Annotated in this window: 24 protein-coding genes and 1 tRNA gene; 11 read left to right on the top strand and 14 right to left on the bottom strand. The window is 42.4% G+C overall.

The window, feature by feature from the left end; translation table 11 throughout:
* The first annotated feature begins 13 nt into the window (after positions 1 to 13).
* From HNQ56_RS08600 to HNQ56_RS08565, 8 genes are all read left to right on the top strand, one after another.
* Positions 14 to 889 (top strand): carbohydrate ABC transporter permease, encoded by an 876-nt coding sequence (locus HNQ56_RS08600; protein WP_429144670.1) that lies wholly within the window; start codon positions 14 to 16, stop codon positions 887 to 889.
* Positions 890 to 891: 2 nt separating this feature from the next.
* Complete coding sequence (locus HNQ56_RS08595) at positions 892 to 1,779, top strand: carbohydrate ABC transporter permease (protein WP_429144668.1); 888 nt, start codon at positions 892 to 894, stop codon at positions 1,777 to 1,779.
* 134 nt (positions 1,780 to 1,913) lie between these two features.
* Positions 1,914 to 2,930, top strand: a complete 1,017-nt coding sequence (locus HNQ56_RS08590; protein WP_429144666.1) for a glycoside hydrolase family 130 protein — start codon at positions 1,914 to 1,916, stop codon at positions 2,928 to 2,930.
* 227 nt (positions 2,931 to 3,157) lie between these two features.
* Complete coding sequence (locus tag HNQ56_RS08585) at positions 3,158 to 4,735, top strand: glycosyl hydrolase (protein ID WP_429144664.1); 1,578 nt, start codon at positions 3,158 to 3,160, stop codon at positions 4,733 to 4,735.
* A gap of 196 nt (positions 4,736 to 4,931) precedes the next feature.
* On the top strand, positions 4,932 to 6,293 hold the full coding sequence (locus tag HNQ56_RS08580) for an ABC transporter substrate-binding protein (protein ID WP_429144662.1): 1,362 nt from the start codon (positions 4,932 to 4,934) through the stop codon (positions 6,291 to 6,293).
* A complete protein-coding gene (locus tag HNQ56_RS08575; protein WP_429144660.1) occupies positions 6,250 to 6,507 on the top strand; it encodes a hypothetical protein in 258 nt (85 codons plus the stop codon). The genes HNQ56_RS08580 and HNQ56_RS08575 overlap by 44 nt, the downstream gene beginning before the upstream one ends.
* Positions 6,489 to 7,445 (top strand): carbohydrate ABC transporter permease, encoded by a 957-nt coding sequence (locus tag HNQ56_RS08570; RefSeq protein ID WP_429144658.1) that lies wholly within the window; start codon positions 6,489 to 6,491, stop codon positions 7,443 to 7,445. The genes HNQ56_RS08575 and HNQ56_RS08570 overlap by 19 nt, the downstream gene beginning before the upstream one ends.
* On the top strand, positions 7,442 to 8,290 hold the full coding sequence (locus tag HNQ56_RS08565) for a carbohydrate ABC transporter permease (RefSeq protein ID WP_429144656.1): 849 nt from the start codon (positions 7,442 to 7,444) through the stop codon (positions 8,288 to 8,290). The genes HNQ56_RS08570 and HNQ56_RS08565 overlap by 4 nt, the downstream gene beginning before the upstream one ends.
* Positions 8,291 to 8,574: 284 nt before the next feature.
* Here HNQ56_RS08565 and HNQ56_RS08560 read toward each other — a convergent pair whose 3' ends face one another.
* From HNQ56_RS08560 to HNQ56_RS08535, 6 genes are all read right to left on the bottom strand, one after another.
* A complete protein-coding gene (locus HNQ56_RS08560; protein ID WP_429144655.1) occupies positions 8,575 to 9,057 on the bottom strand; it encodes a DUF6773 family protein in 483 nt (160 codons plus the stop codon).
* Positions 9,038 to 9,253 (bottom strand): helix-turn-helix transcriptional regulator, encoded by a 216-nt coding sequence (locus HNQ56_RS08555; RefSeq protein ID WP_429144653.1) that lies wholly within the window; start codon positions 9,251 to 9,253, stop codon positions 9,038 to 9,040. Before HNQ56_RS08555 ends, HNQ56_RS08560 begins: the two co-directional genes overlap by 20 nt.
* A gap of 172 nt (positions 9,254 to 9,425) precedes the next feature.
* Positions 9,426 to 10,094, bottom strand: coding sequence for a hypothetical protein (locus HNQ56_RS08550; RefSeq protein ID WP_429144651.1), 669 nt, complete (start codon positions 10,092 to 10,094; stop codon positions 9,426 to 9,428).
* A 198-nt stretch (positions 10,095 to 10,292) separates the two neighbouring features.
* Positions 10,293 to 10,904: an immunity 26/phosphotriesterase HocA family protein gene (locus HNQ56_RS08545; RefSeq protein WP_429144650.1), complete on the bottom strand. Its 612-nt coding sequence runs from the start codon at positions 10,902 to 10,904 to the stop codon at positions 10,293 to 10,295.
* 328 nt (positions 10,905 to 11,232) lie between these two features.
* A complete protein-coding gene (locus tag HNQ56_RS08540) occupies positions 11,233 to 12,150 on the bottom strand; it encodes a helix-turn-helix domain-containing protein (RefSeq protein ID WP_429144648.1) in 918 nt (305 codons plus the stop codon).
* A 329-nt stretch (positions 12,151 to 12,479) separates the two neighbouring features.
* The gene (locus tag HNQ56_RS08535) at positions 12,480 to 12,704 is read right to left on the bottom strand and encodes a hypothetical protein (protein ID WP_429144646.1); all 225 of its coding nucleotides are present in this window, start codon (positions 12,702 to 12,704) and stop codon (positions 12,480 to 12,482) included.
* A 203-nt stretch (positions 12,705 to 12,907) separates the two neighbouring features.
* On the opposite strand from HNQ56_RS08535, the gene HNQ56_RS08530 reads away from it, so the two are divergent.
* From HNQ56_RS08530 to HNQ56_RS08520, 3 genes are all read left to right on the top strand, one after another.
* A complete protein-coding gene (locus HNQ56_RS08530) occupies positions 12,908 to 13,609 on the top strand; it encodes an Ig-like domain-containing protein (protein ID WP_429144645.1) in 702 nt (233 codons plus the stop codon).
* Positions 13,602 to 13,883, top strand: coding sequence for a T9SS type A sorting domain-containing protein (locus HNQ56_RS08525; protein ID WP_488167873.1), 282 nt, complete (start codon positions 13,602 to 13,604; stop codon positions 13,881 to 13,883). The genes HNQ56_RS08530 and HNQ56_RS08525 overlap by 8 nt, the downstream gene beginning before the upstream one ends.
* Positions 13,884 to 13,975: 92 nt before the next feature.
* Positions 13,976 to 14,494, top strand: coding sequence for a nitroreductase family protein (locus HNQ56_RS08520; protein WP_429144642.1), 519 nt, complete (start codon positions 13,976 to 13,978; stop codon positions 14,492 to 14,494).
* Positions 14,495 to 14,525: 31 nt separating this feature from the next.
* Here HNQ56_RS08520 and HNQ56_RS08515 read toward each other — a convergent pair whose 3' ends face one another.
* From HNQ56_RS08515 to HNQ56_RS08480, 8 genes are all read right to left on the bottom strand, one after another.
* Positions 14,526 to 15,134: a class I SAM-dependent methyltransferase gene (locus HNQ56_RS08515; protein ID WP_429144640.1), complete on the bottom strand. Its 609-nt coding sequence runs from the start codon at positions 15,132 to 15,134 to the stop codon at positions 14,526 to 14,528.
* Complete coding sequence (locus HNQ56_RS08510) at positions 15,131 to 15,934, bottom strand: hypothetical protein (protein ID WP_429144638.1); 804 nt, start codon at positions 15,932 to 15,934, stop codon at positions 15,131 to 15,133. Before HNQ56_RS08510 ends, HNQ56_RS08515 begins: the two co-directional genes overlap by 4 nt.
* A gap of 181 nt (positions 15,935 to 16,115) precedes the next feature.
* Positions 16,116 to 17,012 carry an AraC family transcriptional regulator gene (locus tag HNQ56_RS08505; protein WP_429144636.1) on the bottom strand — a complete coding sequence of 299 codons (897 nt, stop codon included), beginning with the start codon at positions 17,010 to 17,012 and terminating at the stop codon, positions 16,116 to 16,118.
* Between the two features lie 9 nt (positions 17,013 to 17,021).
* A complete protein-coding gene (locus HNQ56_RS08500) occupies positions 17,022 to 17,942 on the bottom strand; it encodes a transglutaminase-like domain-containing protein (protein WP_429144634.1) in 921 nt (306 codons plus the stop codon).
* A 77-nt stretch (positions 17,943 to 18,019) separates the two neighbouring features.
* Positions 18,020 to 18,550 (bottom strand): sugar phosphate isomerase/epimerase family protein, encoded by a 531-nt coding sequence (locus HNQ56_RS08495; RefSeq protein WP_429144633.1) that lies wholly within the window; start codon positions 18,548 to 18,550, stop codon positions 18,020 to 18,022.
* Between the two features lie 212 nt (positions 18,551 to 18,762).
* Positions 18,763 to 18,834, bottom strand: a tRNA-Gly gene (locus HNQ56_RS08490).
* Between the two features lie 135 nt (positions 18,835 to 18,969).
* Positions 18,970 to 19,746, bottom strand: a complete 777-nt coding sequence (locus HNQ56_RS08485; protein WP_429144631.1) for a nitroreductase family protein — start codon at positions 19,744 to 19,746, stop codon at positions 18,970 to 18,972.
* Positions 19,747 to 19,786: 40 nt separating this feature from the next.
* Positions 19,787 to 20,656 (bottom strand): AraC family transcriptional regulator, encoded by an 870-nt coding sequence (locus HNQ56_RS08480; RefSeq protein ID WP_429144629.1) that lies wholly within the window; start codon positions 20,654 to 20,656, stop codon positions 19,787 to 19,789.
* Positions 20,657 to 21,139: the final 483 nt, after the last annotated feature.

Here is a 21,139-nt window from a genome sequence, read left to right as displayed (position 1 = left end):
ATGAGGACTATCTATGAAGAGTAAAACAAAGGACAGAATTACAATAACGGGATTTCTGCTGATACCGGTCATACTGCTGATTTTGTTTTCCTATTATCCGCTCTATAAATTAGTGCAGATTAGCTTATCCAGCTGGAATGGAATGACACCTGAGATTGAGTTCATCGGTTTTCGAAACTATAAGGATATTCTCAGCGGCAAGGAATATCTGGCGTCCATATGGAACAATATGGCCTATGTGATCACCGCCATTATACAGCAGTTTGTAGGTTTGTTTCTGGCAATACTGCTGGACAGCAATTTAAAATTGAAAAAAACATTCAGGGCAATCATTTTCATGCCGTATATCATCAACGGCGTGGCAGTTGCTTTCATGTTTAATTATATGTATGACTTCACCAATTCCCCGGTGAATGTGCTGCTGAAGGCCATTGGGCTGGAGAAGCATGTAATTCGCTTCATCAGCATGGATTACAGCTCTAACTTTTCCCTCTCCTTCATCAGCTTCTGGAAATACATTGGCTTTACCATGGTGATCTTCCTTGCGGCCCTGCAGTCCATTCCCAGGGAAATCTATGAGGCGGCCAGGGTGGACGGAGCCGGGTTCTTCCAGCTGATACGGCATATCACCTTCCCCAATATCAAAAACATGTTTCAGATCTCTGTTCTATTAAGCATTAACGGCTCCCTGCAGGCTTATTTTGAGCCTTTCGTCATCACCAAGGGCGGGCCCAACGGAAGAACCGCCACGGTGATCGTAAAATCCCTGGAGCTGGCCTTCCAGTATAAGAAGTTCGGCAAAGCGGCGGCTTTGGGAGTGGTCTTGCTGCTCATCATTCTGGTGATCGTGGGGGTGCAGAGAACGTTTTTAAAGGAGCGTGATAAATAGCAATGAATATGAAGATCGTTCCAATCAGAAAAGGGAAGGAAAGCTGTTTTGCGGAAACCGGCACCTTTCGGATCGTAAATCCGGCGGGAAAATTCCTGTGTTATTTCTTATTGCTGTTTTTTCTGTTCCTGGTCCTGGCTCCCATGGTGATCATATTAAATGTTGCCTTAAAGGGAAATGCGGAGTACATGGAGAAGGGCGTGTATTCCCTGCCGGAGAATCTGTTCAACTTCAGTAATTTTATCAATGCCTTTCAGCTGGGGGGCTTTGGTGAAGGCTTTAAGAATACCCTCCTGCTGGTGGCCTTCAGCGTGCCTGCCGCGGTTATCTTCGGCACGATGGTGGCATATGCTCTGGGGAGATTTGAGTTCAGGATGAAGAAGATCCTTTTTGCGGCCTTCCTCTTCCCCACCTTCGTCCCCACCATGACGGTCACCATCGCTACCTTCACGCTGATTAAGAGCCTGGGGCTGTATAATTCCTTTATGGCCGGAGTGTTGTTATATATCGGGACGGATATCATGCAGATTTATATCTTTCTGCAATTTATCAATCAGATTCCCGTGGCGCTGGACGAAAGCGCGCGGATGGACGGGGCCTCCAGACTGAAGATTTACCGCAGCATCATCCTGCCCCAGTTAAAGCCCGCCATCGCCACCACGGTTATACTGAAGCTGCTGGGCATTTACAATGATTTTTTTACCCCCTATATGTATATGCCGAAAATAAAAACGGCGGCCACTTCCCTTAACACCTTTGCCGGGGACCGGATGGCGGACTGGCCCCTGATGTCGGCAGCCATCCTGTTGATCGCGATTCCTACCATCCTGCTGTACATTTTCCTGCAAAGCTATATCATCAGCGGGGTGGCGGAGGGAGCCGTAAAATAAAGAAGGATTTTCAAAATGCCGGGCCGGGCGGCTGGGAAGGAATACCCGGATATTCGAGGAAGCAGTAGAGATATTCACAGCTTAATAAATAAAAGGAGACCGGCTTTGACCGGATTTCCAGGAAAGAGGTCAGAATGAGTGAAGTAAGAATAATTGGAACCGGAGTAAAAAATATTCCATGGCAGGAGAAGCCGGAGGGCTGCGGGGATGTTCTGTGGAGGCACACGGAAAATCCTATCATGGGAAGAAACAAGACCGCCAGGTCCGCCAGGATATACAACAGCGCAGTATTGCCCTATAACGGGAAATTCGTCGGAATATTCCGCGCTGACCACAAGGACGGAATCCCCCAGCTCCATGTGGGCTACAGCGAGGACGGCATCAAATGGGAGCTGGAGGATGAGGATATCCATTGGGTGGATGAGGAAGGAGAGGAATATAACACGGGTTACGCCTACGATCCCCGGCTGGTGGAGCTGGAGGACAGGTATTACATCCTGTGGTGCACAGATTTTGGCGGCCCTACCATCGGGCTGGGCGTTACGGAGGATTTCAAAACCTTTGTACGTCTGGAGAATTCCTTCATCCCCTTTAACCGCAACGGCGTTCTCTTTCCGAGGAAGATCAACGGACATTATGCCATGCTGAGCAGGCCAAGCGACAGCGGACATACGCCCTTCGGCGATATTTTTCTCAGCTATAGCCCGGATCTTACCTTCTGGGGAAGGCACCGCAGAGTCATGACCAGCGGGCACACCTGGTGGCAGGGAACCAAGATCGGGGCAGGGGCGGTTCCCATTGAGACAACGGAGGGCTGGCTGCTGTTCTACCATGGAGTGTGCGGAACCTGCAACGGTTTTGTCTACAGCATCGGGGCGGCCATTCTGGACCGGGAGAACCCGGCAAAGGTCTTGTACCGGACGAAGGACTATATCATGACGCCGGAGGCCGACTATGAGGTGAGCGGCTTCGTGCCCAATGTGACCTTCCCCTGCTCCGCCTTATTCGATGCTGATACGGGGAGAATTGCGATCTATTATGGGGCTGCGGATACCTGCCTGGGGATCGCATACGCCAGAGTAGAGGAATTGGTTGATCATGTGAAGAATAACTCCTATCTTCTGCCCGGAGATGGGGTAGAATACCGTTAAGGAAGATATAACATTTCACTTGGTGGGGAGTGAATATTATATATTTCGGAAGGAGCCTTCGGGCTCCTTTTTCAGTGTCACGGTGTCAGGCACCACGTTTTCGTTGCACATATTGGTACCAGGCACCAAAGAATAGCATATAAAAACAAAGTATTGTAATTTTGTCCATACTCTTTTTTTGTTACGATATCCCTTATAGTTTAGAAATCAACAGTGGAGGATGGACAATGAACAAGAAAAGAGTGGTTTATATTTTAGTATTTATTTTGACTATAACATTATTCGCGGCGTGTTCAAAGAAAGGGAAAACGGAACAGCCTGTAACTGATGATACAGAATCAAAACAGTCGGCTGAAGTAAAAGAAGAAGGGAAAGAGGAAGAGAAAGAGGATAAGAAAGAGATTGTATATCAAGAGGACGAGGTAATCGGTATTAAGAACCTTGCAGCAGGTAAAGCGGTTACCGTATCTTCCACGGAAAGCGGTGAGCGCCTTGGTAAATATGCGGTAGACCAGAATGAAAAGACAAGATTTTCTTCCGCTTATGAAGACAATCAGTATCTCATCATTGATCTGGGGGAAGAAATCACCTTCCATTATATCATGCTTTTATGGGAAGCTGCATTTGCAAAGGATTATGATATCTTAGGCTCCAGTGATAATCAGAACTGGGATATCCTATATCAGAAAACGGATTTCAAGGGCGGCAATGAAGTGATCGAATTAAACGAGGCAAAGGCCAGATATGTGAAGCTGGATATGAAAACAAGAGCAACCATATATGGCTTCTCCCTTTATGAGGTAGGTATTTATGCCGAGAAACCGGAGCTGCCGGTGGATGAGGATGCAGTAAATGAAGAAATTCATGCAAAGGCGAAGAGTCAGATCATACCCTCCGGGATAACAGAGGAGATCGGTGTACTGGATTTCCTGCAGCAGATCAGCGGCAGGCAGACCCTTCTCAGCATTCATAACAGGGAACCTAATGCAGAGCCGACAAAGCAGACTGACCGTATCTGGGCAAGAACCGGTGTATACCCGGCAATGTGGAGCGGTGATTTCCTGTTCTCGGCAGATGATGTTGCAAACAGGTGGAAAATGATAGAGGAATGTAAAAATCAGTGGGAGCAGGGAGCTATCGTTCAGCTGATGCTCCATGTAACGGCGCCGAACCAGCCGGAAGTCGGACCCTGGAAGGGCGGCGTACTGGCCGAACTGACGGAGGAAGAGTGGAGCAGTCTGATTACAGACGGCGGGGAGATGAATAAGCTGTGGAAACAAAGGCTGGATATCTATTATGAATATTTTCAGTACCTGGAGGATCATAATGTGACCGTACTGTTCAGACCCTTCCATGAGATGAATCAAAGTGTGTTCTGGTGGGGAGGAAGACCCGGCGAGAACGGCACCGGTGCACTATTCTGCATAACCAGGGACTATCTGGAGAAGGAAAAGGGTCTGACCAATCTCATTTGGGTATGGAATATGCAGGATTTGGATTATTCCTGGGCGGATTATAATCCGGGAGATCAGTACTGGGAGATCTTCAGTGTGGATTTCTATAATGGAGACGGCTTTACGCAGAGAAAATATGACCTTGCTCTAAGTATTGCAGGGGATAAGCCCATGGGAATTGGGGAATGTGATGCGCTGCCCACTCCGCAGCAGCTTGTCCGACAAAACCGTTGGGCATTTTGTATGAGCTGGGCGGAGCTGACCTTTGAGAAAAATTCCAGTGAAGCAATCCGCAATTTATATTGGGCAGAGAACACTTTAGTAAGAGAGGAGCTGCCTAAGCTGAAATAACGGTATCAAATAACGGTGCCTGACACCGCAATGTCTTCGCGGTGTCAGGCACCGTAAAATAAAAAATAGAAAAATTGGAAGGTACGCCCAAAGATCTGTATAGAAATATAAATTACTGCTGTGCAAAACATAATAAAAAAGTCTTATGATAATGATACAGGTTGCAACCTCAATAAAAAAAGGGAGAGAATTCATTATGAAAAAGAAATTAGCAATCCTTTTATGTTTCGTTATGCTGGGAGCCCTTCTGGCGGGCTGCAAGAAAGAAGCGCCGGCCAATTCCACGGCGGACAAGGGAGAGAAGAAAGGCGCGGAAAGCCAGACCATCTTTGGAAGTGAAGTATCGAATGATATTGCAGCTGAGCTGACCGTATTTACAAACCGGACGGATTTGATTGACACTGTGTTTCAAGATTACATAAAGGAATTCAACAAGCTGTACCCTAACGTGAAGATTGAATATGAGGCTATGACGAATTACGAGGAGGATGTTACCATCCGTCTCACCACAGAGAATTGGGGCGATATCTGTATGATCCCCAAGACCGTGGCATTGGCCAACCTGGGCGATTTCTTTGTACCCTTCGGCACCGTGGAGGAGCTTTCTCCCGTGTATAACTTCGTTACGGAGAAGGCAAGCGGCGGAAAGGTCTACGGATTGCCTTGGGCCTGCACTGCCCAGGGTGTGGTCTACAACAAGAAGGTATTCGAGGCTGCCGGTGTGACACAGATCCCCAAGACTCCTGAGGAATTCCTGGCCGCTATGCAGAAGATTAAGGACAATACCAATGCGATTCCTTACTACACCAACTATGCAGCCGGCTGGCCCTTAAGCGCCTGGGAGGATTATTGCTTCGGCGGGGCCACAGGTGATGAGAATTACAGGAACAACGTGCTGCCCAGGGAAAAGGAGCCGTTTTCCTCGGGAACTCCTCATTATACGGTATACAAGCTGATGTACGATCTGGCAAATAAGGGCCTGATTGAGGATGATCCCACCACGACGGACTGGGAAGCCTGTAAGGGCATGCTGGGACGGGGTGAGATCGGAGCCATGGCCCTCGGTTCCTGGTCGGTGGTCCAGATGCAGGATCAGTCCACGAACCGTGACGATATCGGCTATATGCCCTTCCCCATAACGGTGGATGGGAAGCAGTATGCGACAGCCGCTGCGGATTATTGCTTCGGTATCAATGTCAACAGCACGGAGGAAGAGATCCTTGCCTCCAAGGCATATATTAACTGGCTGACTTCAAAATCCGGCTTTGCGGCTTCCCAGGGCTCCATCTCCGTAATCAAGGCGGACCCGCTGCCCGCAACCCTGCAGGATTTTGTCAACGGCAACGTGAAGCTGATTGCCAGCGCTCCGGCAACAGCGGAGAACGAAGGGCTCTTTGATAAAATTAATGACCGTTCCGAGGTTGGCTTAACCTCCAATGAACAGAAAGCCAGAATCATAGAGGCAGCCATCGGCGTGACTAAGGAAAGCTTTGACGATATCATGAAGGATTGGAATGAGAAATGGACCAAAGTCCAGGCGGCAGAGGGAATCCAATAGGATAGAAGGCATTCCGGAGAGGGGACGCGGGTATTGGCCGCGTCCCTGCTTCGCGGAAGGAAGGGCTTATGCAGGAGCTTACCGGGGATTGTCCCGGGAGAGCTCCCGTACGGCAGCAGACGCGGAAATGGAGAGATGGTTGAAAGAAAGAAAAGGTATCAATGAAGGGGGGACCGGGTCCATGCCAACGCTTTCATGGCGGTTTGCGCGGTAAAGGGCATGGGCATAACTATGGGACAGAATAAGCGAACAGAAGGCGGTGGAGTAAAGCGCTGGGCAAAAAGCAGGCAGGGGCAGAAGTGGATCATGGTGTTCACCTTTTTGCTGATTCCGCTGTTATTGCTCTTTGTGTTTACCTATCTGCCCTTCGCCAAAATGGTTCAATTCAGCTTTTATGAAATGAGCTATCTGGGTGACCGGACATTCATCGGTCTTGGAAATTATAAAGAGGTGTTCTCCCGGCCGGAGTATTTTGCCACACTGAGGATCAGCGTCTATTATTTCGCCGGCGCCTTTGTTCAAATGGCGTTGGCTCTGTTCTTTGCTATGCTGCTGAGTTTTCAGCTGAAGGGAAGAAACTTTTTTAAAGGGGTGCTGTTTTTTCCCTATCTGATCAACGGAGTCGCTATTGGATTTGTATTTCTGTACTTTTTTAAGAGAATGGGGACATTGGATACCCTGCTTACCATGGCGGGGGTTCCTGAGGATAAGCTCCCCTACTGGCTTTTGAACAGGAATGTAAATAACATATCCTTAAGCTTTGTCTCGGTCTGGCGTTATATGGGACAGAATCTGATTATGTTTATCGGCGCGATTCAGTCCCTGGATCACACGGTATACGAGGCGTCGGATATTGACGGAGCGAACCGCTGGCAGCAGTTTTGCTACATCATCCTGCCGGGCATCAAAACCGTGGTGAGCCTGAATCTGATTCTGGCTGTCAGGGGAGCCATAAGCGTCTTTGAGATCCCCTATATCATCACAAACGGTTCCAACGGCACGGCAACCTTCGTGATCCAGACCATACAAACGGCTTTCAAATTCAAGAAGGTAGGGCTGGCCTCCGCCATGGCGGTTGTCCTGCTGGTTCTGATTCTGATTATCACGGCGATACAGGAGCACTATTTCAATAGGAGGGATCGGAGCAAATGAAGAAGCATAGAACGTCAGCCCGGAAATCGATTGCCATGGGGATGAAGTATCTGTCCCTTGCCTTTGCCTCCTTTGTCGCGGTGGTGCCATTGATTGTCATTCTGTTGGTTTCCTTTAAGACCCAGGTTGAATTCCGGGAGACCGGGGCACTGGAGCTGCCGGAAAGCTTTATGAATGTGGAAAACTACATAAGGGCCTTTGTGGATGGGAAGATGCTGCGGGGTTTTACCAATACGGCAATTATATTGGTTATCTCAATGATCGGCGCAATTCTGACCGGCACCATGACGGCATATGTGCTGAACCGGTTCGAATTCAGGGCGAAGAAAATCGTGAAATCCTCCTTCCTGATTGCCGCGCTGGTTCCCTCGGTAACGATGCAGGTGACCTGCTATCAGATTATGAATGCTTTGCATCTGATTAATACCAGAACCTCGGTGATCTTACTGTATATTGGCACGGACATTATTGCTATCTATATCTTTCTGCAATTTCTGGACAATATCTCGGAATCTCTGGATGAATCGGCGATTGTGGACGGAGCGTCTTATTTCACGGTGTTTTTTAAGATTATCATGCCGCTGCTCAAGCCTGCCATCATGACGGTGCTGATTATCAAAGGGGTCAATATCTATAATGATTTTTATACCCCCTTCCTGTATATGACCAGCAGAAAGCTTCTGGTTATCTCTACCTCCCTGTTCAACTTTCAGGGACCTTACGGAACCCAGTGGCAGGTGATTTGTGCCGGGATTGTCATCACCATTCTTCCGACCCTGGCTATTTTCCTCTTCCTGCAGAAATACATCTATAGCGGATTGACGCAAGGGTCTGTGAAGGGGTAGGAGAGGGCACGAATTTTGCCTTTGGCTCTGTCACAACTTGATATTTATTCTTTTTTGAGCAGAGCAATTATGCTCTGCTCAATGTGAATATAACCACTTCTGGAAACATCCAACACAACCACAATGAGGGCATATAATATTCCTCCATATAATGACCTTCCTGTACGGTTTTTACCTGTATAAAGGAATAGCCGTGTTCCCTCCCGGCATAAGGGTAGACGGCTATGCTCTGTAATTGCGGGACATAATGTGTCCGGTGATAACAGGTCATGAACGTTTTTATTTTACTCGTCATCATCTTTGAATTTTGTTTCTATCTGCTGTTTCTTTTTTTCACTTACAATATAAAGTAATTCAAATGCTACAAATGCAATTATTGTAGAGCATAGGAAGGTAATAAGCGTAACCAGTAAAGTGTTGGTGAAATCTGTTGTGAACAAGCTTCCCAGTCTCATGTAATTAAGTGTCGTATGGATCACAGTAATTGTCAATCCGCAAACAAGACTATTAATGATGACGGATCGATGGCCTGGTTTATTTGGGGAAAAGATATCATTACCATACATTATATTACGAACTAAAAGATATATGGAAGCGGATATAAAAAAGATAAATTCCACAATATACTGTGATACAGGTGCATTAAACATAATTTGCTGAATTAGCACGGATAATAACAATCCAAAAAACAGAATGGCAAATGCATCACTTTGGATTTTTCGTTTTTGTGCTAATACTCTTTCATCATTAATTTTTTGACTGCTCATCATATTCCTCCCAAAATAAATCATTTAATGTTTTGTTAAGTGCCTTACAGATTGCAATGCAGAGATTAAGCGTGGGATTGTAATCGCCTGACTCAATTAAACCGATGGTTTGTCTTGTTACTCCTACAGCTTTTGCTAAATCTTCTTGTTTCATATCACATTCCATTCTAGCAATTTTCATTTTTTTGTTTTTCATAGACACCTCCTTACATTGCATAGTATAATATATAAATTGCTTCATGTCAACTATATATTGCATTTTGAATATAATGCAAGGCTTTCCGAAAATCAGGTCTGAAAATCAGAAAGCCTTGCATTGAATAATGAACTTAATAACGAACGAACAGGTTTGCCAATATGGTAATGGTTTATTTCTCCAATCCAAAATGTTTTGCCAATAAGTTCAAGGTTTCCAATTTCGTATCGGCAACAGCATCCCTTCTCACGATTGTAAAAAATCCGCTGTTAGCAAATTTATCATAATTTTCTTTGCTATTGATTCTTGCGATGCACTCCCGGAAATTTGCCATGGTTTTCTCGGGATTCTCGGCCTTCATAATCTGTTCCTTGAAAAACTTCTTATCTTCGTCCTCACGCTCGAAAAAATAATCAACAGACATTGACTGCGGTGACAACATAATTGCAACCTGATTATAATCTGCAATTCGCTGCAATATATCAGTTGTAATATTTGTATCAACAATCACTTTTTGAGAATGTGAAATACTCATAAGATATGCAATTTCAAATTCCATGACTTCCTCTGTGACCCCATCGATCCATCGAGAATATTCTTCCGGAGTTCTGTTTATAAACTCCTGCCAGTTCTTCATGGTTTCGAAATAGCAGAGATTGGGATATTCGGCAGGCGTGGCGATTTCATTGGTTATAACTCCATGATAATTTTCTCCGCAATGAATTAGACCATATTTTTCGGCAAGCATAGCTGCCATTGTGGATTTTCCGGCATATGCCGTACCATTTATAAACATTACATTTTTTAAACAGTGCTTTATGATTTTATCATTGATTTTCATATTGTTGGTCTCCCTATAGTTTATTTTTTTCGCATAACAAAATAAGCTTAACAGAACGAACAGTCTTACCTTCAATGATCAGCGAATCCTATTTGTACCTATAGATTGATTGTTGCAGAACATGATACTATACACATAATGTTTTACAGCTTTTTATAATAACCTCATATTAGGTGCTGCTGTCTGCATTGACACTTACTAATAGATTACTGAGGGATCAAGAATTAATTCGCGAGTAACATAATATGCAATACCAGTGATTGTTGTGATACCGCAAACGCCTAATAGCGAAGGTTGATGATCCATCTCAACACCATTTTCCTTGTAATATATAACTTTGGAAGGATAAGTTTTATAGAATCCATAATCCAGATTCTTTTCGACTTCACTAATTGCTTCATTACCGATAGTATAAAAATATCCACTCGTCCAATAACTTTTTCCTACAATGGACGGTTCGATTAACAAATTATCATAATCCGGTTTATAATTTTCCAAAGTAGCTTCTTTACTTTTACACTTAAAAATGAAAATAAGATTTTGCCCATTAATGAAAGAATCTCCTCCTATGTGCTGGATATTTGTTTTCGTAACTTTTCCATAGAAATATATACCATCCTGAGGGCTGAGGACAAATATATCTCCATCCGTTAGCGCGGTTCTTTTTCTCTTTATAACCTTAAGTTGGTATTCGTTTGGATGCATATTATTTAATTTATCCAACCTATCCCTAACGTCTTTAGGCTGTGCATTATACTGTTCCTCCCATTTTTTATGCATTGGATCATTATTTACATACTTTGAATTCATACACATCATCCTTTCTGTTTTCATAAGAAATTAGCAATAAAAGAAGCGTAGAAGTAACATAAAGTAATGGTGCCTTCTTGAAATTCTCACAGCATAAGTGGATTCCGGTAAAGCTCAGAATCCACTTATGCCTGGAATATTACTGATTAATAAACCATGTTGCCCATTGCATGGCATCCTCTAAGGAAATTACAATACATAATTTTGTCCCTTTCTACAGCTTTAGAAAGCTAAGCCCTAATTCAATGATATCATAATAAAGAGAATAAAGAAACGGTTTTAATTGCGGGGACTCCGGTTCATTAGCTTGATTGCTTCCTGGCGGCAATCAAAGATCATCCGTACTTTTCACATCGACTTTAAGGTTATCAGTGCCTCTGAGTTTTTGGTTTACCCAATTATTCAGAAGCTCCGGGGAAAAATTTTCATTTTGAAATATCAATGTATCTGGTTTCAAAATTATCTCTGTACCCGAAGAAGCTTCTAGATTGCTAATATAAAGTTCATGCTGGGCAATGCCCCGAATAAAGTCTTGCTGAAAGAGTTTTCCATCCCTTTTTACAATGATTTGCAAGGCTTCGCATAATGAATTAACGGTCTGTAAGTCTGCCTGCATAAGATCGCCCATTTGGCTGTATTCTGCATTCGTTATTGGTCTTCCGGCTAATATTTTATCCAGTACGGCTTTACTTGCATGTAAATCTTCAGACAGGGGTAATCCCCTTCCGTTATCACGGATTTTTATTCTACCCTCTGATAAAAGCGTAATTTCTATGTTAGTACAGAAGCCAGCCTTGGCCTCTTCAAAGGATTGTTCAAGAAATTCGAAAACAAGCTGGTGCATATTGTGTTGTAATGAACTTATTACTTCCATATTTGACCTCCTGTTAATAGTTTCTGGTACAACATACATAGGAACCGTATATGAAGTGAGATGCTTCCTAACAGTGCTTGGTGTTGAACCAAAGAGTTGGGTAAAGGCACGTGTAAACCCTTCGTGGGAGTCAAATGCATACAAAATTGCAACATCGAGAACCTTTCGCCCTTCCAGCAAGGAAACGACCGCATATTGTAATTTGCGAATCCGAACATAGCCCGTAACTGGCATTCCCATTGCGTCAGAAAACAGTTTGCTGAAATAGAAGGGACTATAGCCTGCTAGTTCAGCTAAAACACATAAACTTATTTTTTCATAAATATGTTCCTCGATATAAGCTAATACGTCTTCCAACATATCGCTATTCATATACATTTACCTCCTGATAGTATCAAGCTGCTGCCGGCAACATAATTATTATATCAATTATTTCAGCAGTATTCTTGACTTTATATATTATAAGTTTATAGGAGTGCATGTATCAGCGCAACAAAAAAACCCCTTGTAAGTCAAGGGGATCTCGTAAGCGTGCGGTATGCGAGCTGCCCGCTATTAAAAAAATCATACTGATTTCCTCCAATGGAAAAGTGTAGTACAGCATTCCGTGCCGATCCATCAAGAAACCTCTGTCTGATTAAAGAGGGAACCAATAGACGGTGGCTTCATTTATTTTCTCAAATCCTAATTTTCTGGCCATATCATATGAATAAATCTAAAAAGTCTTCCTGTGTTTTAAAAGTACCAAGGAATGCAAAGCTTCCTACCGCATAGGACTCGGCGATTGCAAGCCTTGGTTCTTCGATATTGTCAACCCATAATCTGCCCTTGCAGCCCTGGTTCACAATACCAGAAAAGCTGGGGGATTTTTCACTTATGACATTTGTAACATCTTTTATTTTTATACCTCGGCTTATTTGTATCATCAGTCCCCCCTAATTCTTGCCTGCCCCATCAATGATGCTAGGGAAGCTATTCTATGACCGCCTTTCTTTTGGCGGCTTCTAATAAATTACATGATATCACATCAAATAAAATAAATAAACCTAAAGTATGATTATGGAAAAATGTTTGATTATTGTAAAAGCAGCGAGTATAATTATAATAATACTGTAAGTGGAGGACAAACATGAATAAGCCAATAAGATTAATCAAAATGATAGCTCTATCGTTAATCGTTTGTTTCACATTAAATGTTCCAATGACCGGTTTTGTTATAACAGCCGAAGCAGCAGCCCAAAATTTAAATAAAAGCAGTCTTTCCCTGTATGCAGGGGATACGTATAATCTAAAAATGACAGGAACCACGGCTAAAGTAAGCTGGGCTTCTTCCGACAAATCCATAGCAACGGTGTCTAAGTCAGGCAAAGTAACCGCAATAAAACAAGGATCGGCTGTGATCACAGCAACTGTAAGTAAATCAAAATACAAATGTACGATAAAGGTTAAGAATCCGTCTATTAACGAGAAGGAATTATCTTTGGATATAGCAGAGACGGCGGACCTCCGAATAGACGGGGCAAAGGGAAATATAGCATGGAAAAGTTCGGATACGTCCATTGTTTCCATCAATAAAGAGGGGCAGGTTCGTGCAAATAATTATGGCTCTGCCAAAGTAACCGGGAAATATAAAAATAAATCATATACATGCCAGGTAACCGTAAAAGATAAAATATTACATGCAAGCGTAAATAATTTGACCTGCAGCCAGGACTCAGCAATAATGGTTACCGTTGATGGTGTAATGCCCGAGGATGGGGAGATAAGTTTCGATATTGGTGACGAGAATGTAATAAATTGTATGTGGGGAGAATGGTCAGGTGATGACTGATCTATATAAATTTGTTATAACTGAAGATAGACCGATAGGATTAGCCGGTGCTGCCTTAACAAATGATTCGGATACGGCAAATCTTCATTTTTCAATAATTGATGCGAAAGGTGTTCTTATGGCGGATTCTGAGACCCTAAAAAACGATGAGAACAGGTTATTCCAGGTGATATCCAGCAATCTGCAGGCAGGAACATATTATGTTACGATATCATCGGATACGCAATTAGCTTCTGGTAGTATTGAATATATATTTGCATTAAGTTACCAATAAGCTGCCAATAAATAAGGGCTTTTCTGATGGCACAAGGTGGAGAAGGTACTAAAATAATGGCAGCATCATATTGAGAGAGTAAGGGGGATTTTATGTTAGATCTATTACTTACAAGGAGAAGCTGTCGGAAATTTGAAGACAAGGCTGTGGAAGCGGGGAAAAAGGAAAAGCTTCTTCAGGCAGCCCAGCTTGGACCTACCGGGAAGAGTACCCGCCCATGGGAGTTTGTAGTTATCGAAAATAAAGAAACACTTCAAAAGCTTGGCGACTGCCGGAAGCCGAAACAATCGTTTTTACCGGAGGCACCCCTTGCCATTGCGGTATTGGCCGATACACAGAAAACCGATACCTGGATAGAAGATGCCTCCATAGCCTCGATCATTATGCAGTTGGAAGCGGAGAGATTAGGGCTTGGCACCTGCTGGGTGCAGATTCGGTTAAGAGAATCCAATCAGGGAATGAGCAGTGAAGAGTATGTGCGTAAGCTTCTTGGGATTCCGGAGCATATGGCAGTACTTTGTATTATTGCAGTAGGGTATCCGGAAGGGACAAGGCCGGCACATACATTAGAAGAAGTAAATCCGGCAAAGATTCATATAGAAACTTATTAACCTTGAAGACTTCCCAATCATAGATATTGTCTTATTTGCGTTGCTTTCTTTGTAATTTTTTTGATAAACGGTTTGTATCTTTCTGTTTTTTGGGAATATAAGAGGAACGCTTTTCGGCAATAAAAACATAGTAGCCGTTTGTTTCAATTACTTTGACACCGCCAAAAACGGAAGTAAGCTTATTTTTATACCAATCCTTTCGTTTTGTAACCATCACCATTTTACCGCCAACAACCAGCTTTTTAAAGCCGGCTTCGATAAACTGCTTTGGTACGGTAAAATCAACATGATAGGGCGGGTTGGACAGTATCAATGTGAAATCACCATCGGTGATATTCTCCAAACCGTTGCTCTGTATGATTTTTAAATCATCAAGGTTATTTCTGGCTGCATTTATTTTTGATAATGAAATAGCGTCTTCGGAGATATCGCACATTGTAATATGGTCAGTGCCAATCAGCTTACTCGCCAGAATTCCTACAATTCCGTATCCGCATCCCAAATCAAGAACCTTGTCAGTGCTGTTAAAATCGATTTGAGACAGCATGGACAAGGTTCCTAAATCGATTGATGATGGAGAAAATACCTTATCGTTAGTCTCAAATTCAAGGGATATTCCCTTTATTTCTGCGGTTATCATATGAATTCCCTTCCAATATTGCTGCTGTCTTGTATTGTTCTGACAAAGTCAACAACCTTGTCATTCCACTCCTGCAGGGTAGCCCCTCTTTGATGCAAATAATACACCTTCTTGGCTAACTCCTGCGGAATACAGCTTTCTATCTGTTTCTTATATTGTTCCGGTACGATGCAGGCAAAGAGATAATCCGAAAGGATAACTTCATCTTTCACTTTAAGGGGATGATATCCGTCAAAAGTATGCTTCTCATGTTTAATCAGGTCTTCGTATCTAATATAGAAACGGATTCCTGCATCAAAATTTCTCTTTAAAAAATCCTCTTCTTTTGGAAAGTCTTCTGAAAGAACAACGTAGTCGCCCACTAAATGGGTCCCCCAACCAAACATAATATACTCATAAAAATCCGCAGGGTCCTCCCAGCCGATTTCCCGTCTTTCAAGAGCAAGCTCTTCCCCTGTTTTCCCATAGACTTTTGTAGCAGAGAGAAGTCTATTACTTGATAATATGTTTTGTGCTGCCATAGCATTTGTTGCATGGTAAACAAATTCCTCTCTAGCTTCTGGGATTGGAGGAATATATTCTGTCCCATCAAGCGGAAGGGCAGCATTGCTAATTAAGGACAGCACAGCAGAATCCTCGCAGATAAATTCGGGCTGCTGTCCGATAGATTTTTCATAACTAATGAATGCTAATATATTATTCCATTCCCATTCCTGGATATTGGGATAATCTGATAATGCAAAATGATATATTCCATTTTGAAGCTTCGTTACTCCATCATTCGAAAGTTCAAGTATCATAATATTTTCCCTCACTCGTAATATTCGATTTCTTTTTATTCGGTAAACTTTTTCTATTATATCATTCATTTTTATTAATGCCAACATATTCCTATAAATAGGAGGTTTGCGATTGGTATTACATGAGTGAGAATAATTCATACAACATTCCGAATATCATTTTCTTTCAACGAGATTGGAGCTATATCTTTTGAACCGGAATCCAAATCTCTGAAATGTAGTCATTAGACTGTGTGTTACCAGGACCGTATACTTCAATCTGATAATTCATTGATTTTATATATCCACTGGAAGGTAACCATTCAGTAAATATCTTTGCGGTCGCTGTTTCTAACGGATGGACACTTTGATTTAAGGTGCCATGGGCTTTTGAAACCAGCCATAAACTTGCAGGTATTTCAAACCTTGTAAGCTCAGGATAAAATCCGCCATCATCTTCTGCACCTATGAACAATTCTATTTCCCCGGTTGATAAAGTATTCATAACCCCGAACTGCCATAAAGGTGCTTTGTACAAATTATATTTATCTCTGATCATCCTGTTCATACCTCCATTAAGAAATTCATCCCAGGTACTCCATGACAAACCACCTTTTTCCTGCCAGCTATTACCTTGATGGTTAACTGTCCATCTTCCTAAATTTTTAACAACTCCAACTCCTTTGATAACATTTCTTTCCTCAAAACGATACTCCATTTCAACGGTTCCTTTTATAGACATCTGAAATTGTATGCGCGGGTAAAATTTTAACTGCACACCGGTTGAAAAGGCTTCCTTCGGCGATATTCCGTGCATCTTCCGAAACGCTCGAAAGAATGACTCGGGTGAATCGTACCCGTATTTCAGAGCGACGTCCATCACCTTTGTTAATCCTTCCTGTAATTCAAGTGCAGCAAGAGATAGCCTTCTGTTTCTTATATATTCAGACATTGATACTCCAGCCACATAAGAAAAAATCCTGCCAAATTGGTATGCTTCACAGCAAACAATCCTTGCTACATCATTATAATCAATATCATCAGTGATATGATTTTCAATGTAATCTATCACTTCAGTGAATTTATTCAGTAGATTCACATATCCTCCTTACTTTGGCGCAAATATTTTATAGTATAAATCAGTTCCGAAGTTGGATAAGGAATAATATTTTTCATTGTTATTCCAAATTTCATATAATTCATTGAAATTATCATCCGGATTTTTTGCTAATCTCGCCAAGTCATCAAGCCCGCATAGTTCATCTTCGGTTATTTTTGCATAGTTATTGTAGAAATGCTTGGGTAAAAAAGAATAGAATATCTCATTATTCATCAACGAATGAAAATCCATCATCATATAGGAATAGATACCTTGACCGGGCTCTGCTTCATCTATAATTATCTTGGTTTTATCAAGTGTTCCACAACGAATTCTTAACCATGCATCCGCTCCGGAAATGAATTTTCTTACAGGCAAATCAAATTGACTGTAACCGAAACGAGATTCAAATTCATAGTACCCATCTATATCCATCAAAACCCACCTTTGTTCATTGTCGTTCCAGTATTCGTTTACCCAATGCTCGATATATGATGAGCTATCATCGCCAAAATCAATAAATCCTGCACGGGAGCGACATGGGATATTTTTAGCTTTTAATATCGCCGTCATCAGTACCGAAGCCTGACGACAAGAAACCGAAAGTCTTCCTGTGACATCTTTATCTTCTACAAACCCCCTTTCATCCAAACGGAATAATTCTGCAGTCATAGCTGCTGCGGTGACAAACAATTCATCTTCGTTTAGAAAACGGTGTTTTTGGAACGAGCTCAGTTTACCGAAATATTTATCCTCCATATATTTTGAAACAGGCGTGAAAAAGAAGCTTGGATGTATAACCTGTCCGCAGACAAGTCTTCCAAGAGTCGGAATATCATCCGGTAATGATTGAAAATAATCTTTATATGCTCCTGCATAGGTATAGGCACTTACTTCAAGATAATGTTTTTTAATAAAATCATTAATCATCGTTCTTCCTCCTATAAGTAATCATCATTTTATTAGATACTCATTGTAACAAAAGAAGGAAGCAAAAACCTTGCATTTTAGAAACAATAATGCAAGGTTTTATAGTACATTATATGCTCCATGTCAAACATCATTTCCCATGCTTTCGGGCAAAAGCCGATGTTGCATGTGTTATGATACCAAAATCCGTACATTGGACAATTCTCTATGCCAATTTTGATGTCACTTGATTCTGCTCTTCTTGCCAAATTCCCAAATACTTCTTTGAATCTTGGCATTGATTCATCTACAGTTTTTCCTTCCAGTGCACCTGCAAAAGTACCTACAATCTTAGCATTAAATAAGTGCGCATTGTCAATACAATACTCCAGTTCTTTTCTTTGTTCTTCATATTGTAATGGATTACAATATAAACCAATACCAGAGACTTTTAAATCTGAATCACCAATGATTTCATTTGTTCTTTTTGATAGTTCGACAAAATCAGCACCCTCAAGAGAGACATTATAATATAATTCAATTGTTTCAAATCCTGACTTAATCACTTCCGGTAGTACTGTTAAAATTTCATTTCCCCTGACACATGTTCCAATCTTGATATTTCCCATGGATGTACCTCCATTATGTAAGCTTTAAGATATATAGATTATAAATTCCAAAATATAGCATGTCAATTATTAATTGAATCGTGCCTATATGGAAAAGGCATTATAGCAGTCCTCGTACGTAAAAGGATGTTGCACACATCCTGCACACATGTTTTTAAGCAACAAAAATCGCTAACCCTTGATTTATAAGGATTAGCGATACTTTTCAACGAAGCGCGAGACGGGATTCGAACCCGCGACCCTCGCCTTGGCAAGGCGATACTCCACCACTGAGCCACTCGCGCATTATGTTTTGCACCTGCGGATTTCACAAGCACATGACATAATATACTATAGATTGGAACAAATGTCAATACCCCTAAAATAAAATTGTAAGTGAAACTACAAATTTATTTTATAATTTATATTATTCATATAATTCAACCAATTGTAATGGTGCAGACGTACTCATTATTCTGGAAGGGCTTGCTTTTCAGCGCGTCTGATTTGGACAGGGAGACATCCACCCAGAGTTCTTCCGCGGCCTGCAGGAGATTGGCCATCATAACACCCATATCAATCATCTTGTTATAGTCCAAAGCCTGGGCGATCAGCGGGTTTTTCTTCGCAAAGATATGAATCCGGTTCTGGTATACCACAAAGCGCCAGGGCTGGCTATTGAAAGCGGAGGGGGCGAGGCGGGCAGCAGCAAGGATCTGCCGGATATCCGGGGTTACCTCTTCCTTATACACGACAATCTGATCCTCAGGCACGCGCTTCGCCTTGAAGCTGTCACGGGTCGGAGCGGACTTGGTATTGCCGAAGGCCAGCGCCAGCACATATTTATATTTCATCGTTGCTTTCAAGCCGCTTCCGGGATAGGCCACCAGAAAACAGGTGCCGATGCCCTTGGAGGTCAGATACAGATTGACCTGCTGCAGCAGATAACCGGCATTCAGCATGTAATCCTCCTTCTCCTCGGAGGAAATGCATAAATAGTAGGGAGCCTTGACATTGAAGGGGCCGAAGAAGCCCTGTTTGGCTTCAATATTGCTTACCAGCTTAAATTCAATGGCGATGCCTTCGATCAGCATGGGAAGATTGTTGGCATAGTCAAGCAGGTCGGCCAGGATATTCCAGTCCAAGGGCTCCTGTTTGAAATGCCGGTTGGACTTTCCGGAAAAAATAGCATCAAAGGTATTCATAGTTATCTCCATTCCTGCGCATATATCCTGCGCATTAAAATCTGTCTCCTCCTCATTCGTTGGCAGCATTCTTGCACATGGCACTCTTCTTATAATAAAGAGGAGAGATACCGTAGTATTTCTTAAACAACTTGCTGAAATGGTATACATCTTCATAGCCGACCCGGTTGGCAATATTCTTGATGCTTCCGCCGTCATCATTCAGCAGAATATCCCTCGCCTTTTCCAGGCGGATTTTAATTAAGTAGTTAATGGGCGATTCGCCCGTCTCCTCCTTAAAGATCTTGGAGATATAGACGGGACTCAGATACATATTATGCGCAATTTGCTCCAATGATATCTTCTGCTCATAATTTTCATTTAAATAATGAATGATCTGGTTGACGGAATAACTCTTGTTGTAAGATTCAATATTGCAGCCCTTTTGCTCAGGCCGTTCTGCGTCAGCGATCTCCCGCATAATCATCAGCAGCATTTGCATCAGATGGGTCTTGAACATGATGTATTTTCCGGTGCGATTGCTTTCCTTCTCTGCAATCATGGCATAACAGTGCTTCGAAAGCTCATGCTTCAAAGCTGCGCTGGTATGCAGGATACAGCCGCCGTCCGGGAGTTCGATGGAATTAGGAGCCATATTCTTAAAGTGAAAGCCGGTAAAGCCGGTAACAAATTTTATATAGGGCTCCTTCGGGTCGCAGAAGAGATTGGCATGGTACGTACCGGGATTGCAGATCAGAAGATCACCGGCCTCAACCTCATATTCCGTTCCCTCTACTAGATATTTCCCTTTTCCCGATAATATATAAGCCAGTTCCGTAAAATCATGGTCATGGTAGTTTCCGCTGCCGGCTGTCTTAACCTTGGAAACATAGAAGACCGTGGGATTAAAATCATTATAGGTTAAATCATATTCGCAACACATATAAAAACCTCTCATTCTGACGAAAAGACTCGAATTGGAACCCCTTCTCCGATGACATTGAGTCTCTCCGAAAAAGCAGAATAATACCTTTTGATGCTTCTGATATATTAATTATTATTATAACATTAGTATTAAGAATAGGTAAATGGATTTTTTGAAAATTATTTTCTTTTGGGTAAAATGTTGGGACATGACGGTATTTCCGTCTGTATTTTGTATCATATGCGCTATTGCCTTTGCAGACACGGCGGGTTATAGTAGTAGTCTGTGCATGCCCGCCTTGCCTGCGGGGAAGGAAGTGTTTTCCAAAGCCAGTGGGGCTTTAGTATGACAAAAAGAGCCATAATCGCTTATTAATTGTAATCATATAATAAACCACATTAAAACAATAAAAATCTCCATTCTTTATACTGCAGGATGTACTATAATGGGGTGGGTTCAGGTATTTAACGAATGCCAAAAATGGCACTGCCAATGAGGAGG

Source organism: Anaerotaenia torta, assembly GCF_050433395.1.
GTDB classification, from domain to species: Bacteria; Bacillota; Clostridia; order Lachnospirales; family Lachnospiraceae; genus Mobilitalea; species Mobilitalea torta.
The sequence above is the reverse complement of the archived record's forward strand: the minus strand, read 5'-3'. Positions and strand labels throughout refer to the sequence as shown.